The organism is Arthrobacter sp. TE12231 (genome assembly GCF_054062895.1).
Window position 1 is genome coordinate 1,050,819 of sequence record NZ_JBSSFS010000001.1, and the last position, 15,585, is coordinate 1,066,403.

The window sequence follows — 15,585 nt, forward strand, 5'->3', positions numbered from 1 at the left end:
ACAGGGCCAGCACCGGGGCAAACGGCATATCCCGGGCGTCCCCCGGGAGTGCCCCGTCGCGTGGGCGGCAAATGTCAATTGTCGGCCCGAGTCAGTACGGTGGGTACATGAGTCTTGCGGAGTCACCAACCCCGTCCCCGAAGTCCGGGAATACGCCCACTGAACCCGCGGCACCCGAAGGTGCGGCACCCCCGGTGCAGCTTCTGCCGGCAAACCACCTGATGGATACGGTCCTTCCGGTGCGCCCGGCCCTGATCGACCGCGGGTCCGCGGCCCGGCTGAAACCCGGAATGCTCGCAGAGGTGCTCGGCACGGGGTCGGCGCGGGCCATGGTGCTCTCCGGCCGCCAGGCCCTGGTCAGCGACCACAGCCTCGTCCTGCTCAATGCGGCCGAACTCGCCGAACATCTGGCCAATACCCCGTATGCCCCGGAGCACGTCATCTACCTCGGCTCGGCCTTGGCAGGTTCGGACCTTGAAGCTGGCACGGAGCTGGTCCTGTTTGTACTGCCGGCCCAGTTCGAAGTGCGGGCCGAGGAATTCGAAACCCACATTAGCGGAATCCCCGCCGATGCTCAGTGGGCCGGCTTCCGCGAGGTCGCCGCACGCTTGAACCCCACGGACACGGCACTGTTCATCGAAGCCAGCGCCATCGCCAACTGGCATGCCACCCACACTCATTGCCCGCGGTGCGGCACGCCCACGCAGGCGGAAGCCGGCGGCTGGGTCCGCCGCTGTCCGGCCGACAACTCCGAGCACTATCCTCGGACGGATCCGGCGATCATCGTGACCGTGGTGGGGTCCGACGGGAGGCTCCTGCTTGGCGGCGGCGGTCCCCTCGACGCCAAGAACTATTCCACCCTCGCCGGCTTTGTCGAACCGGGGGAGTCGCTCGAACAGGCCGTGCGGCGCGAGATCGGCGAGGAAGTCGGGGTCCGCGTCACCGCCTCCCAATACCTCGGGTCGCAGTCCTGGCCATTCCCCGCCTCCCTGATGCTCGGCTTCACGGCCACGACGTCGGACACCGAAGCCCGGCCCGACGGCGTCGAGGTCACCCGGGCGCGCTGGTTCAGCCGCACCGAACTGCAGGAAGCCGTCCTCAGCGGCGAGATCGTTATTTCCAGCAGGCTCTCCATCGCCCGGTCCCTCATTGAACACTGGTACGGCGGCGTCATCCAGGACGCCGCAGACAGCGCCTGATAGGCCTGCCCTCATCCGCAGGACACCAACTACCGACTGAGCAGCAAAAGTGACCACAGAGAAATTGAACTTCAGCACCCTCCTCGGCGGCGAGACCACCGGATCCGGCGGCACTGTATCCGGCGGATCCATGTCCGACGCCCTGCCCGCAGCGGACACGCGCTCGCTCGAGGAACGGATCCTCGGTGGCCTCGACGCCGAACAGCGCGAAGTCGCCAGCACCCTGCAGGGACCTATGTGCGTGCTGGCCGGCGCCGGGACGGGCAAGACCCGCGCCATCACGCACCGGATCGCCTACGGCGTGCACTCGGGCGTGTACAGCCCGCAGCGGCTCCTGGCCGTGACCTTTACCGCCCGGGCGGCCGCCGAGATGCGCAGCCGGCTCCGTGACCTGGGCGTCGGAAACGTCCAGGCCCGCACCTTCCACGCCGCGGCGCTGCGCCAGTTGCAGTTTTTCTGGCCTCAGGCAGTCGGCGGAACGCTGCCCAACCTGCTGGACCACAAGGCGCAGATGATCGCCGAGGCCGCGCGGCGGCTCCGGCTCAGCACGGACCGCGCCTCCATCCGCGACCTCGCCTCCGAAATTGAGTGGGCCAAGGTCTCCATGCTCACCCCGGCGAACTACCTGGAAAACGCCCAGGGCCGCGGCACTCCGGGCGGCTTCGACCTGACCGCCGTGGCGAGGGTTTTCCAGTCCTACGAGGACGTCAAGACCGACCGCAACGTCATCGACTTCGAGGACGTGCTGCTGATCACCGTCGGCATTCTTCAGGAGGACCCCAAGGTGGCGGCGACCGTCCGGGAACAGTACCGGCACTTCGTCGTCGACGAATACCAGGACGTCTCGCCGCTGCAGCAGCGGCTCCTGGAGCTGTGGCTTGGAGGCCGCGACGACCTCTGCGTCGTGGGCGACGCCAGCCAGACCATTTACTCCTTCACCGGTGCCTCTCCGAAGCACCTGCTCGGTTTCAAGGCCATGTATCCCGAGGCTCACGTCGTCAAGCTGATCCGGGACTACCGCTCCACTCCGCAGGTGGTCAAGCTCGCCAACGACCTCCTTGCGGGCCGCCGCAGCGGCGGCCCTGTGGCCGACGCCGCATGGGCGACGCCGCTGCAGCTCGTGGCCCAGCGGCCCGCCGGCCCGGTTCCGCAGTTTACCGAATGCTCCGACGACGAGGCCGAGGCCGCCACGGTCGCCGCCCGGATCCGCGAACTGCTCGACGCCGGCACACCGGCCAGCCAGGTCGCCGTCCTCTTCCGCACCAACGGACAGTCCGAAGCCTACGAGCAGGCGCTGGCCGCGGCAGGAATCGGCTACCAGCTGCGCGGCGGTGAACGGTTCTTCGCCCGGAAAGAAGTCCGCGACGCCATCCTGCAGCTCCGGGCCGCCACCCGGGCCGCTGCCGAAACCGCCACTCCCGAGCCGCTCGGGCAGCTGGTCCGCGACATCGTGGCCTCCCTTGGCTACACCGACGCGGCGCCCCACAGCGGCGGCGCCCTGCGGGAACGCTGGGAATCGCTGGCCGCCCTCGTGGCGCTGGCCGACGAACTCGTCATCAGCCGCGGGGAGCAGTTCAGCCTCTCCGACTTCGTCAACGAGCTCCAGGAACGGTCTCTGGCCCAGCACGCACCGACCGTCCAGGGCGTCACCCTGGCGTCGCTGCACGCCGCCAAGGGCCTGGAATGGGACGCCGTGTTCCTGGTGGGACTCAGCGAGGGGCTCATGCCGATCTCCTTCGCGGACACTCCGGAATCGGTGGATGAGGAACGCAGGCTTTTGTACGTGGGCATCACCCGCGCCCGGGAACACCTGTCGCTGTCCTGGTCCACCGCCCGGACACCGGGCGGGCGGGCCAACCGCAAGCCCTCACGCTTCCTGGACGGCCTGCGACCCGATTCGGTGGCCAGTTCGCACCTCCGCGGCAAGGGGGCCGCGCCGCGCCGGAAAGCCGCCGTCCCGGCGTCGTGCCGGGTTTGCGGAAGCATGCTCTCCAGCGGCGCGGAACGCAAGGTGGGGCGTTGCAACCAGTGCCCGCCCACCTACGAGGAACAGACGTTCGACGCGCTGAGGCAATGGCGGAAGGACGTGGCCCTGGAAGCCGACGTCCCCGCGTTTGTCGTGTTCACCGACGCCACCTTGACCGCCATCGCCGAGGCCCGCCCCGAATCCCTGGAACAGTTGGCCAAACTCGCCGGCGTGGGCCCGTCCAAGCTGGAAAAGTATGGCGAGGCCGTCCTGACGGTCCTGGCGGAAAATACGGGGCACTGATGGCCGGCCCGACTGCACCGCTGACCACCGCCGACGGCGCCCCGGTGGTCGTCCGCCGGTCCGCCCGCCGCCGCCGGACTGTTGCCGCTTTCTGGGAAGACGGTACGGCGGTGGTCGCCATCCCCGCCTCGTTCACCAGGGCCCAGGAGCGGGAATGGGTCCACCGGATGCTCGAAAAGCTCCGGCGCCAAGGAGCCCGCGGCGCGGCCGGTGCCGGCCGGCGGCGCCCCCGCAGCGATGCCGATCTTGCCGCCCACGCCGCCGAACTTTCCGCTAAGTACCTGGGCGGGAGGGCGGTGCCGTCCTCCGTCCGCTGGGTCACCAACCAGAACTCGCGCTGGGGTTCGGCCACCCCGTCGGAAGGAACCATCCGGCTCTCGGCCAAACTTCAGCCCATGCCCCAGTGGGTGATCGACTATGTGCTGCTCCACGAACTCGCCCACCTGCTGGTGGCCGGCCACGACGCCGCCTTCTGGCGGCTGCTCACGGCCTACCCCGAGACGGAGCGCGCCAAGGCATTCCTTGAGGGCGTCTCGTTTGCGACGTCACGGGGCCTGGCGCCCGGCGGGGGATACGACGAAGCCCCGGACGGAACCGAAGTCCCGGCCGGGGCCAACTAGCTACGCTTTGGGGCTGCCACCCGTGTCCGGGCCGCCGTCGCCGCTCTGGTCTTCCTCAGTGGCTGCCGGTGGTACCTGACCGGAACCGGCGGACTCCTCCGGTGCGCTGGGGGCAGGTGTGTCGGAGGCGGCGGAACCAGTGTCAGCGGGCTCGTCGAAGCCTCCGTTCAGCAGCTTCTGCAGGGCGTCATCGACCTCGCTGTCGCTGGCTTCGGCAAGCTTGCGGCGTTCGCTGAAGCCCTGCGGATCATCCAGGTCCTCCGCTGTGGGCAGCAGATCAGGGTGTTGCCAGACGGCGTCGCGGCCCTCGATCCCGCGTTCGGCCTTGAGCAAAGCCCAGAGCGTGGCGGCCTCGCGGAGCCGGCGCGGCCGCAGCTCAAGCCCCACGAGGGAGGAGAACGCGTGCTCCGCGGGGCCCCCGGTGGCCCGGCGCCGCCGGACGGTCTCGCGCAGTGCGGCGGCGGAGGGCAGCAGCTTTTCGGTCGCGCCCCACGTGAGTTCGTCCACCCAGCCCTCCACTAAGGCGAGGGCCGTCTCCAGCTTCTCGAGGGCCTGTTCCTGGGCGGGCGTGCGCTGCGGCATGAAGACACCCTGGGAGAGGGCCTCCTGGATGCCTTCCGGGTTGCTGGGGTCGATATCCCGTGCCAGTTCCTCGATCTTGGACGTGTCGATGTGGATCCCGCGGGCGTAGGCCTCGATCGCGCTGAGGAGATGTCCGCGCAGCCACGGGACCTGCACGAACAGCCGGGCGTGGGCTGCCTCGCGCACTGCCAGGAACAGGCGGATGTCGTTCTCGGGCAGGCTGAGGCCCTCACCGAATTTCGCCACGTTGGCCGGCAGGAGCGCCATTTCGAGGTCGGCCAGGGGCACACCGATGTCCGTCGAGCTGACCACCTCGGCCGAGAGGGCACCGATCGCCTGACCCAGCTGCATGCCGAAGATCGCCCCGCCCATGTTCTGGATCATCGAGGAGGCGCCACCCATCATGGATTTCATTTCCTCGGGCATCTGCTCGGTCATGGCGGCGGAAAGCGCGTTGGCAATGCTGTTGGCGACGGGCTCGGTCAGCCGCTTCCACGTTCCAAGGGTTTCCTCGACCCATTCGGCACGGGACCAGGCCCGGCCGATCAGTCCCGTGGCCGGAAGCCCCGTGACCTGGTCGAGCCAGAGCTCGGCGAGCCGCAGGGCCTCGTCGACCTCGCGCGACTGCTGGGACGTGACCGAGGGGTCCGATCCGCTGGCGGCCACGCGACGGGCGTTCTCATGGGCCAGCTGCCAATTGACGGGCCCCTCCGACGGAGCGCTCATCATCGCCTGCACCTGCGAGAACATTTGGGCCAGGAGGTTTGGGTCGTCCGGGAGGCCTGCGGCCTTCGCCAGTTCAGCGGGGTCGATGTTGCCCATGCCCTGGCCGCCCATCAGGTTCTTGAGCATTTCTGCCAGGGGATCCTTGGGTTCCTCGTCGCCATTGGACGGATTGAGTGGGTTGGAGGTCATGATCCCGCCGATCGTCGGTGTGGCTGTTTCTCAACTTCACGGTACCCCCCTGCAAGAGCGGCTGTCTGCCGAAACCGCGCCACGTTCGCTGTAGGCAAAGAGCCTTCCGGGCCGCCCAACGCGTAGTCTTGGAAGTTGGAATATTTGCACGCGGCAGCCTCGGGTTAGGCTGTGGCCCCGGTGCTGGCTCAAGGCGTCCTGTCAGGATGCCTTGGCAGGCTTGTCCTGACAGGATTGTCCTGTCAGGAATCCCGTCAGGGCCGCCGCCCCCGCGCCGGCACGGAGAGGTCGTTCAATGACAATCACCCAAGGTGAGCAGCCCGCCAGCGACCCCGCGGCCGGGCCGGTCCGGGGCAGAAGGATCCGCCTTCCGGGCACCGGCGCCCCGCGGAAGCGCGACAACCGCTCGTCAGCCATGCTCGTCTCGGGGCTGCTGACCCTGGCGCTGGGCATCACCGCGGTGAGCCTGCCGGTGCCCTACGTGGTCGAGTCTCCCGGGCCCACGTTCAACACCATCGGCGAGGACAACGGCAAACCGGTCATCAGCGTCACCGGCCACGAGACCTTTCCCGCCAAGGGCAACCTGGATCTCACCACGGTCTATGTCGACGGCGGCCCCAACGGTCCGGTCAGCGTCTTCGAGGCGTTTTCGGCGTGGCTCAACGGCACCAAGGCCGTCTACCCCCAGGAACTGCTGTTCCCGACCGGGGTGACGAAGGAACAATCCCAGCAGGAGAGCGCCACGGCGATGACCACCTCCCAGGAGAACGCCGTGGCCGCAGCACTGAAAGAACTGAACATCCCGTTCGATCAGAAAATGCAGGTCGCCGGGCTCCCGGACGACTCCGCCTCGAAGGGGTTGCTGCAGTCGGGCGACGTTCTGGTCTCGATCAATGACAAGCCCATCACGTCCCTTGGCGTAGTCCAGGCAGAACTGGCCGCAGGCAACGGCAAACCCGTCAAGGTCATCGTGGACCGCGCCGGCAGCCAAGTGCCCGCCACCATCACTCCGGCCAAGAACAGTGCAGGCCGCTATATCCTCGGCGTCATACTGCAGTACAAGTTCACCTTCCCCTTTGACGTCAAAATCTCCCTCGACAAGGTCGGCGGCCCCAGCGCCGGCATGATGTTCGCCCTCGGCATCATTGACACTGTCACGCCCGGGGATCTGACCGGAGGCAAGCACATCGCGGGCACTGGAACCATTTCCCCCGACGGCGCCGTGGGGCCCATCGGCGGGATCGCCCAGAAAATGCAGGGGGCACGGTCCGGCGGGGCCACGCTGTTCCTGGCGCCGGCCTCCAACTGCGAGGACGTGGTGGGCCACATTCCCGGCGGCCTTCAAGTCGTCAAGGTGGAGAACCTCACGGACGCACGCAAAGCAGTTGAACTGGCCGCTTCAGGCGGCGACACATCAGGCCTCCCCGTGTGCACCAGCAACTAGACTGGCCGCGGAACTAAGCACCCGCGTCACTCGTGGCACTAATGACGGCCGCTGCCGTCCGTCCGGGACCCTGCTGTAGGGCACTGACGGAACGGCGGAGGAGGCCGTTAGAATGCATCAACCCTGCAATACGGCACTTTGTCGCAGGACTGAATCACAGCAGCGACGAATAACTAAAAACCCGCAGTAGACGACCAGCTATGAGGTACCGAGTTTGTCCCGTCCCGCCAGCACTGTCCCGCCCGGAAGACCCCAGACACGACGCGGCGCCCTGACGCCAACGCTGATCATCGTGGCCCTGATCGTGGTCGGATTCATCTTCTTCGCCAATGTCTGGACGGATGTCCTCTGGTACCAGCAACTGGGCTTCTTCGAAGTGTTCCTGACCGAAAACGTGTCCAAGATCGTGATTTTCCTGACCGGGTTCGCCGTCATGTTTGCCGCCGTCTTCTTCGCCATCCGCATTGCCTACCACGCGCGGCCGGTCTATGCCCCCGATTCGGAAATCCGGGACAACCTGAACCGCTACCAGGCCCAGCTCGAACCCATCCGGCGCGTGGTGATGGTGGGTATTCCCATCCTCTTTGGCCTTTTCGCCGGAAGCGCCGCCGCCAGCCAATGGCAAAAAGTCCTCCTGTTCCTGAACCAGGAGCCGTTCGGCCAGAACGATCCGCAGTTCAACCTGGACATCAGCTTCTACCTCATGACGCTTCCCTTCCTCGGCTTCGTCACCGGGTTCCTCATCAGCGTCACGGTGGTCGCGGGACTCGCCGGCATCCTGACCCACTACCTCTACGGCAGCATCCGGATCATGGAACGCGGGATATTCACCAGCCGTGCCGCACAGATCCACCTGGCCGTCACGGGCGCCGCCTTCCTCCTGCTGCTGGGCGTCAACTTTTGGCTGGACCGCTATTCCACCGTGCAAAACAACGGGGGCCGCTGGGCCGGTGCGCTGTACACGGACGTGAACGCCGTCATTCCGACCAAGTCCATCCTGGCTGTGGCCGCAGGTCTTGTGGCCGTGCTCTTCATCGTCGCCGCAGTGATCGGCAAGTGGCGTCTTCCGGTGATCGGCACCGCCATGCTGGTCATCACGGCCATCCTTGCCGGCGGTGTCTACCCGTGGGTCATCCAGCAGTTCCAGGTCCGGCCCTCGGAGCAGACACTGGAGAACGAATACATCAAGCGGAACATCGCCATGACCCGTGCCGCCTACGGCCTGGACAAGGTCCAGGAAAGTCGGTACAACGCCACCACCAACGCCACCACCGGTGCACTGGCCCCCGATGCCCAGACCACCGCCAACATCCGTCTGCTGGATCCGAACCTGATCTCTGATGCGTTCTCGCAGCTGGAGCAGTACCGGCCCTACTACCAGTTCCCCAAGGCCCTGAACGTGGACCGCTACCAGATCGACGGCAAGACCCAGGACACGGTCATCGCGGTCCGTGAGCTCAACCCGGACGGGCTCGCCACCAACCAGCAGTCCTGGCTGAACCGGCACGTGGTCTACACGCACGGCTATGGCGTCGTCGCGGCCAAGGGCAACACGTTCACCGTGGACGGCAAGCCGGACTTCCTGCAGGCGGGCATCCCGTCCACCGGCGTGCTCGGCAACGACACGACCTACCAGCCCCGCATCTACTTCGGCGAGAACTCGCCAGACTACTCGATCGTCGGCGCGCCGGAGGGTGCACCCCACCGTGAGCAGGACCGGCCCGCGGCCAAGGAAGGCGACGGCGAAACGCAGTACACCTTCACCGGCAACGGCGGCCCGAACGTCGGCAGCTTCTTCAACAAGATCCTTTATTCGATCAAGTTCCAGTCCTCCGACATGCTGCTCTCCGACGGCGTTAACGCCGACTCGCAGATCCTCTACGACCGCAACCCGCGGGACCGCGTGGAGAAGGTTGCACCGTACCTGACGGTGGACGGCAACGCCTACCCCGCCGTCGTCGACGGCCGGGTGAAGTGGATCGTGGACGGGTACACCACCAGCCCGTACTTCCCCTACTCCCAGCAGGAGCAGCTGTCCGCCGCCACGGCCGACTCCCAGACCGCCGCGAACCGGACGGTAGCCCTGCCGAACAGCTCGGTGAACTACATCCGCAACTCGGTCAAGGCCACCGTGGATGCCTATGACGGCTCCGTCACGCTCTACGCGTGGGACGACCAGGACCCCGTACTGAAGGCCTGGCAGAAGGTGTTCCCGACGGCCCTGAAGCCGTATTCCGAGATGTCCGGTGCGCTCATGAGCCACGTACGGTACCCGGAGGACCTGTTTAAGGTCCAGCGCGAACTTCTTGGCCGCTACCACGTGACCAACCCGGACGCCTTCTACACCAACAATGACGCGTGGTCCGTCCCGAACGACCCCACCGTCCAGGACGAGGTCAAGCAGCCGCCGTACTACATGTCACTGAAGATGCCCGACCAGGACAAGCCGGCGTTCCAGCTGACCTCGTCGTTCATCCCGCAGGTGGTCAACGGAAACGCCCGCAACGTGCTGTACGGCTATCTGGCCGCAGACTCCGACGCAGGCAACCAGAAGGGCGTCAAGGCGGCCAGCTACGGCCAGCTCAGACTCCTGCAGATCCCGCCGGAAACCCAGGTCCCCGGCCCGGGCCAGGCGCAGAACAAGTTCAACTCCGACCCCACCGTTTCGCAGGCCCTCAACCTGCTCCGCCAGGGTGCGTCCGCGGTGCTCAACGGCAACCTCCTGACCCTGCCGGTCGGTGGCGGCATGGTGTACGTCCAGCCCGTCTATCTGCGGTCTACGGGTGAAACCTCCTACCCGACACTGCAACGGGTCCTCGTGGCGTTCGGCGACAAGATTGGCTTCGCGCCGACGCTGAACGAGGCACTGAACCAGCTGTTCGGCGGAAACTCCGGGGCGGCGGCAGGGGACTCGGCGAACAAGGGACAAGCCCCGGCCACCCCGGGAGGCACCACGCCGGCTCCCGGAACCACGGATGCCAAAGCGGAGCTGAAGGCCGCCCTCGATGACGCCAACGCTGCCATCAAGGCGGGCCAGGACGCCCTCGCCAAGGGTGACTTCGCCACATACGGTGACCAGCAGAAGAAGCTCGCGGCGGCCCTGCAGAAGGCGCTCGAAGCCGAAGCGAAGCTGGAAGCGACGCCGACACCGGCACCGGCAGGCGTCGCGTCACCCACGCCGTCGGCCACCCCGTCAGCAACAGCCGGCGGCTAACGCTGCAATAGGACCGGGCGCACGTTGCCCGGAAGGCCACACAGGCCGGGACTGCCTTTCACTAAGAGGCTGTCCCGGCCTGTGGGCTTTCAGGGCGGCTCACACGGGCGGCGAGATGCACATCACGTCACCTCGATTTGGCCTCAAGTTCACCGGCAGGTAGAGTTGATAGTGCGACGCGGGGTGGAGCAGTTCGGTAGCTCGCTGGGCTCATAACCCAGAGGTCACAGGTTCAAATCCTGTCCCCGCAACTGGAGAAAAGGTCCGGAACACTGGAAACAGTGTTCCGGACCTTTTGTTTTAAGCTCCGGGCCGCTGTGTGGTGTCCCTCGGCCGCAAATCCCTCACCAGGCCCTGGTGCACGGCCACGTTCCGTGACTGTGCCGGATCGGCCCCGCGCAGGGGCCCGCGGGGGCAGGTGGTCATGGCGCCTCCGAAAGTACGGTAGTGTTGATCAAGCGACGCGGGGTGGAGCAGTTCGGTAGCTCGCTGGGCTCATAACCCAGAGGTCACAGGTTCAAATCCTGTCCCCGCAACCAGTAAGCACCAGCGGTGCACAGGAAAGGCCCGGATCATCAGATCCGGGCCTTTTCCGTTGCCTGCCTGTCCCGTCGCTTCACCTGTTGTCCGGCGGTCGCGCCCGGGCCCGGTAGCGGCAGGTGCCGGGCCTCAGCCGTCCTTGAGCCGCTGGTAGGTCGCCAGTGCCCTGGCCCGGGTTTCGGCAAGGTCCACGATGGGTGCCGGATAGCCGGGGGCGGCGCAGTCGGCATTCCAAGGCTCATGGACGGCCTTGTCGTCCAGTGCCGCGAGCTCGGGGAGATACTCGCGGAGGTAGCGGCCGGCCGCGTCGAACTTCTTGCTCTGGGTGACCGGGTTGAAGATCCGGAAGTAGGGCGAAGCGTCGGCGCCTGACCCGGCGACCCACTGCCAGTTCGCCGGGTTGCTCGCGGAATCGGCGTCCACCAGAGTGTCCCAGAACCAGGCCTCGCCCAGCCGCCAGTCGGCCAGGAGGTTCTTCACCAGGAAGGACGCCGCCGCCATCCGCACGCGGTTGTGCATCCAGCCGGTGTGCCAGAGCTGGCGCATGCCGGCGTCGACCAGCGGATAACCGGTGCCGCCCTGCTGCCAGGCCGCCAGCTCGGCTCCCGAGGGCGGCTGCCACTCGAAGCGGTCGAACTCGGGCCGGTAATTCCGGGTCGCCAGGTCCGGGTTCTCGTAGAGCAACTGCCAGCAGAATTCCCGCCAGCCGAGTTCGGAGCGGAAGATCCCGACGTCGGCCGGTGCTCCCGGCGCAAAGTGTTCGCGCAGTGTGTGCCAGATCCGGAACGGGCTGATTTCGCCAAAGCGCAAGTGCGGGGACAGCCGGCTGGTGCCTTCGACGCCGGGGATGTCGCGGCCGGTGCCGTATTCGGCCGCGGGCCCTTCCACGAAATCCGCCAGGCGGCTGTGGGCGCCGGCTTCTCCCGGTGTCCAGGTGGCGGCCAGGCCGGCGCTCCAGTCGGGTTGCCGGGGGAGCAGGCCCCAGTCGTCGAGCGGCTCGCTGGCAGGCAACTGCCCGTCGCCGGTGCGTGCCGGGGCCGGCAGGCGGCCCGGCGGCGCTAAGGGCAGGCGGGGTTCGGGGCCGGCTACGCAGGCCCTCCAGAACGGCGTGAAGACCTTGTAGGGCCCCCCGCTGCCGGTCCGCACGGTCCACGGTTCGAACATGAGGGTGGCCTGGAAGCTTGTGGCTCCGATGCCCTCCGCCGTGGCCCAGGTCTTCAGGCCCGCATCCACAGCGCGTTCGGGCGCACCGTAGCGGCGGTTCCACAGCAAGGTGTCGGCAGAGGTTTCCGCGGCGAGGTCCTGGATGATCTGCGCGGCAGGGCCGCGGCGGAGCACCAGCCGCGAACCCGCGGCCTCCAAATCGGCGGCGAGTGCGGCCAGGGAGTGATGGAGCCACCATTTCACGGCTCCGCCCAGCGGCCGGACGCCGGGCGATTCCTCGTCGAGGACATAGACAACGGTCAGGGGTGTGCCCCGGGCGGCGGCCTCCGTCAGCGCAGGATTGTCATCCAGCCGGAGGTCGTCACGGAGCCAGACAAGGGTCGCAGACATGGGTCCACGCTACACGCGGGAGCCACAGGCCCGGCACAACAGGCCCGGCACAACACGCCGGGCACAGCAAGGGCCGGATCCCGGCGGCAGCACCTGGTGTGTCAGGCTGGGCCGCCGGAGTCCGGCCCTGGTTCGTTCCTTGGCGCCGGCACTAAGCGCCGGGTGGCCGTTTAGAGCTTGTCGAAGTCGGCCTCGTCGACCGTGGAGCCGGAGGCATCACCGTTGCCGGTGCCGATGGCCGCGGGGGAGCCGCCGGACTTCATCGCGGCCAGCCGGGCCTCGATCTCGGTCTGCTCGCCCATGTCTTCCAGCGAATTGAACTGGGCGTCCAGGCTTGAGGCTGCAAGCTCCTGTTGGCCACGGACCTTGGCTTCCTCGCGGCGGATCTTCTCTTCGAAGCGGCCTACCTCGGATGTGGGGTCCATGATGTTGATGCTCTTGAGGGCATCATGGACCTGGCTCTGGGCCGCGACGGTCTTGGACCGGGCCACCAGCTCATTGCGCTTGCTGGTCAGTTCGTTGAGCTTGCCCTTCATCTGGTCAAGGCCGTGCTTGAGCTTGTCCACCACTTCGGTCTGGGCCGCGATGTTCGGCGCGGCGGACTTGGCCTCGTTTTCAGAGGCGATCTGGCGCTGCAGTGCAACCTTGGCGAGGTTGTCGAACTTCTCCGCGTCACCGACGTCGCCCTTGGCCCGGTACTCGTCGGCTTTGCGGGACGCGGCGAGGGCCTTGTTGCCCCAGTCCTGGGCGTTGCGGATGTCCTCGTTGTAGTCGTCCTGAAGCATACGCAGGTTGCCGATGGTCTGTGCCACAGCGGACTCAGCCTCCGCAATGTTGTTCGTGTAGTCACGGACCATCTGGTCCAGCATTTTCTGCGGATCCTCGGCCTGGTCCAGCAAGGAGTTGATGTTGGCCTTCGCCAGCTGCGCCATGCGGCCGAAGATGGACTGCTTAACCATGGTGTTACCTTTCGTCCTGCTCAGTTGTCTCACTGATTCCAGTGAACCGTTAATATGTCTCTTCTATCCGCTGCCCGGTCCGTTGCGCCCGGCACGTCGTCGCCAATGGTTCGGGGCTGTTGCCGTGCGGCACGTGGGCCAAAAAGGCTAGAAACTGCCGGAGTCGCCTCCACCAAAGTCGCCGCCTCCGCCGAAGTCGCCGCCACCGCCCCAACCGCCGCCGGAATCGCCGCCTCCGCCCCAGCCGCCGCCGCCACCCCCGCCTCCGCCATGAAGGATCGAGTTGATGAGGATTCCGCCGAGGATCGCGCCGCCGAGACCTCCGCCGCCGCTGCCGCCGAACATCCCGCCGCGCCCGTAGCCTTGGTTGGCGTAGCCGCCGAAGTGGTCAACATCGGACTGTGCCAGCTGCGCAGCCTGGGCCGCCAGAGCGTAGGCCTGCTGCGCGTACTGCAGTGCGGTCACGGGGTCGTTGCGGGAGATGGAAAGCGCGTAGTCCAGGTTCCGCTGGGCCTCGGCCAGGCGCGTGCGGGCCTCGGTGCCCACGCCGCCGCGGCGGGCGGTGATGTAGTCCGACGTCGCGCTGATCTGGGCCTGGGCCGATGTGATGGTCTGTTGCAGCGAGGCCTGAGCGCGGCGCGCCTGTTCCTGCTGGTCGCGGATTCCGCTGAGCGACTCATCGAGGGTCTGGTGCGCGGCTGTCACCCGTTCCAGCGTGGCGACGGGATCGATCTTGCCGCCCTGGATTTCCGCCTTGACCTGGGCAAGGGCTGCTTCCACGGCAGCGACCGGTCCCGAAAGTTCCGGATGGGCGCCGGACTGGATCATCGCCTTGGCCTGCGCCAGGTCCTGGGCGGTATCGACGACGGCGGTTTCCAGGCCGCTGCGCGCCTCGCCAAGGCTGTCGGCCACCTTGGTGATGGCGCCGATCAGCACGTTTGTCTGGTGCAGGCTTTCTTCCGCGGCGCGCACGGCCACGGCGGCGAGACTGTTTTCGCCAGCGGCGAGTTTTTCCTTCGCCGCGGTGGAAGCGTTCTGCACGAAGTCGAGGCGTTCCTTGGCCTGCTTGATATTGTCCGCCACCTGGACTAGGGCGCTCTCGGCGTACTTGGCGCGCAGATCCGTCAGCGACTGTTCGGCGCTGGCAATCTTTGCCTCGGCTTCCGCGGCTCCGGCGCCGACGGCGGCAAGGGCCTCGGGGGCGTTCTTCTCCAGCTCCCGCAGGGAATCGAAGTCCGCTTTCTGCTCCTGCAGCGATGCCAGGGCGGCTTCGGAACGGCGGATGATTTCCCCGAGCCAGCTCCGCTGCTGTTCCTCGGTATCGGGAATGTGGTCATCGAGCTGCTGCTGAAGCTTGAAGGACTCCGTCATGTGGGCCTTGGCCTCCTGCAGTGCCTTGGTGAAGTTACCCACCGCGGAGTCACCGTACTGGGCTTGGGCGAATCCAAGTTCCTGCTCGCTGGACTTGATGGCGTCGTCGGCCTCGATCAGCAGGGAATCGCTCTTGCGTCGCAACTCTGCCACGCTAAGGCCCGCCAGCGGGTCCTGCTGGGCACCTTGGGTTCCGCCGGAGGCGCCGGAACCTTGGGCGGACTTTTTGCGGCGGCTGCGGAAGTAAAGGTAGGCCCCCGCTCCGCCCACGGCCACGACGCCGACTCCCACCAGGACGCCGTTGCCCGCCCCCGCTTCGGACGGCACAGTGCCGCTGCCCCCGGCCGCAGCGTCGCCGACCGCAGCGGCGGTATCAATCGCCGCCTGCGCGAAGTCGCGCTTTCCGCCGGCCAGGTTCGGAACGATGGCGTTTTGGGTGATGTTGGACGTCTTGGAGTAGATGGCGCTGGCCGAGTTGGGAGAGAAATAGTACTTGCCGTCGTCGGACATGGTGAGGATGACGTCGGCCTTGCCCATGCCCTTGTTGGTCGCCACGGCCACGGCCCAGGCCTTAGGGTCCGAGGGGTTCTCGAACGTCTTTGCCGTAACGACGTACAGGTTGTACTTGTGGTCCTTCAGGAGCTTCTGGATGGCGTCCTGGACTTCGCCCTTGCGGCTGCCGAGCACGTTTGCGCTGTCAACGATGTTTTGCCCGGACGGGATGGTCACCGGGTCTTCGGCCAGGGCAGGAGCGGCGGGAAGCGCCAGCAATCCAGCCACGCCAAGGACGGCGAGGAAACGAATCAACTTAGACCGCATGTGCAACCCTTCAGCACTTCTGGGACCGGTTCGGTCGAACCAGCCGTCACAGAATGCAGCAGCGCCCCCACGCAGATGTAAAGCCGCAGGTCGCTGTGG

General features: G+C 66.9%; 9 protein-coding genes and 2 tRNA genes. 7 read left to right on the plus strand and 4 right to left on the minus strand.

The window, feature by feature from the left end; translation table 11 throughout:
• Positions 1-107 precede the first annotated feature (107 nt).
• The 3 genes from nudC (at position 108) to ACVWYS_RS04825 (ending at position 4,088) form a co-directional block, all read left to right on the plus strand.
• The gene (gene nudC, locus ACVWYS_RS04815; RefSeq protein ID WP_456508550.1) at positions 108-1,199 is read left to right on the plus strand and encodes an NAD(+) diphosphatase; all 1,092 of its coding nucleotides are present in this window, start codon (positions 108-110) and stop codon (positions 1,197-1,199) included.
• A gap of 130 nt (positions 1,200-1,329) precedes the next feature.
• On the plus strand, positions 1,330-3,468 hold the full coding sequence (locus ACVWYS_RS04820; protein ID WP_456509138.1) for an ATP-dependent DNA helicase UvrD2: 2,139 nt from the start codon (positions 1,330-1,332) through the stop codon (positions 3,466-3,468).
• On the plus strand, positions 3,468-4,088 hold the full coding sequence (locus ACVWYS_RS04825; protein WP_344367245.1) for a M48 metallopeptidase family protein: 621 nt from the start codon (positions 3,468-3,470) through the stop codon (positions 4,086-4,088). The genes ACVWYS_RS04820 and ACVWYS_RS04825 overlap by 1 nt, the downstream gene beginning before the upstream one ends.
• Here the strand turns inward: ACVWYS_RS04825 and ACVWYS_RS04830 are convergent, their stop codons facing one another.
• The gene (locus ACVWYS_RS04830) at positions 4,089-5,585 is read right to left on the minus strand and encodes a zinc-dependent metalloprotease (RefSeq protein WP_456508551.1); all 1,497 of its coding nucleotides are present in this window, start codon (positions 5,583-5,585) and stop codon (positions 4,089-4,091) included.
• A 295-nt stretch (positions 5,586-5,880) separates the two neighbouring features.
• Here ACVWYS_RS04830 and ACVWYS_RS04835 point away from each other — a divergent pair, with 295 nt between their 5' ends.
• The 4 genes from ACVWYS_RS04835 (at position 5,881) to ACVWYS_RS04850 (ending at position 10,782) form a co-directional block, all read left to right on the plus strand.
• Complete coding sequence (locus ACVWYS_RS04835; RefSeq protein WP_344367249.1) at positions 5,881-7,029, plus strand: YlbL family protein; 1,149 nt, start codon at positions 5,881-5,883, stop codon at positions 7,027-7,029.
• 214 nt (positions 7,030-7,243) lie between these two features.
• Complete coding sequence (locus tag ACVWYS_RS04840) at positions 7,244-10,243, plus strand: UPF0182 family membrane protein (RefSeq protein WP_456508552.1); 3,000 nt, start codon at positions 7,244-7,246, stop codon at positions 10,241-10,243.
• A gap of 177 nt (positions 10,244-10,420) precedes the next feature.
• Positions 10,421-10,494 (plus strand) — tRNA-Met (locus ACVWYS_RS04845).
• Positions 10,495-10,705: 211 nt separating this feature from the next.
• Positions 10,706-10,782 (plus strand) — tRNA-Met (locus ACVWYS_RS04850).
• A 130-nt stretch (positions 10,783-10,912) separates the two neighbouring features.
• On the opposite strand, the gene ACVWYS_RS04855 is transcribed toward ACVWYS_RS04850, so the two are convergent.
• The 3 genes from ACVWYS_RS04855 to ACVWYS_RS04865 all read right to left on the minus strand — a co-directional run bounded on the left by ACVWYS_RS04855 (position 10,913) and on the right by ACVWYS_RS04865 (position 15,486).
• Positions 10,913-12,337, minus strand: coding sequence for a cryptochrome/photolyase family protein (locus ACVWYS_RS04855; protein WP_456509405.1), 1,425 nt, complete (start codon positions 12,335-12,337; stop codon positions 10,913-10,915).
• Positions 12,338-12,507: 170 nt separating this feature from the next.
• Complete coding sequence (locus ACVWYS_RS04860) at positions 12,508-13,296, minus strand: PspA/IM30 family protein (protein WP_344367256.1); 789 nt, start codon at positions 13,294-13,296, stop codon at positions 12,508-12,510.
• A 147-nt stretch (positions 13,297-13,443) separates the two neighbouring features.
• A complete protein-coding gene (locus ACVWYS_RS04865) occupies positions 13,444-15,486 on the minus strand; it encodes a TPM domain-containing protein (protein ID WP_456509406.1) in 2,043 nt (680 codons plus the stop codon).
• Positions 15,487-15,585: the final 99 nt, after the last annotated feature.

What these genes read in the sequence shown, in the direction of transcription:
- nudC (WP_456508550.1), top strand. Translation starts at nt 108, where the DNA reads ATGAGTCTTGCGGAGTCACCAACCCCGTCCCCGAAGTCCGGGAATACG.
- ACVWYS_RS04820 (WP_456509138.1), top strand. Translation starts at nt 1,330, where the DNA reads ATGTCCGACGCCCTGCCCGCAGCGGACACGCGCTCGCTCGAGGAACGG.
- ACVWYS_RS04825 (WP_344367245.1), top strand. Translation starts at nt 3,468, where the DNA reads ATGGCCGGCCCGACTGCACCGCTGACCACCGCCGACGGCGCCCCGGTG.
- ACVWYS_RS04830 (WP_456508551.1), bottom strand. Translation starts at nt 5,585, where the DNA reads ATGACCTCCAACCCACTCAATCCGTCCAATGGCGACGAGGAACCCAAG.
- ACVWYS_RS04835 (WP_344367249.1), top strand. Translation starts at nt 5,881, where the DNA reads ATGACAATCACCCAAGGTGAGCAGCCCGCCAGCGACCCCGCGGCCGGG.
- ACVWYS_RS04855 (WP_456509405.1), bottom strand. Translation starts at nt 12,337, where the DNA reads ATGTCTGCGACCCTTGTCTGGCTCCGTGACGACCTCCGGCTGGATGAC.
- ACVWYS_RS04860 (WP_344367256.1), bottom strand. Translation starts at nt 13,296, where the DNA reads ATGGTTAAGCAGTCCATCTTCGGCCGCATGGCGCAGCTGGCGAAGGCC.
- ACVWYS_RS04865 (WP_456509406.1), bottom strand. Translation starts at nt 15,486, where the DNA reads ATGCGGTCTAAGTTGATTCGTTTCCTCGCCGTCCTTGGCGTGGCTGGA.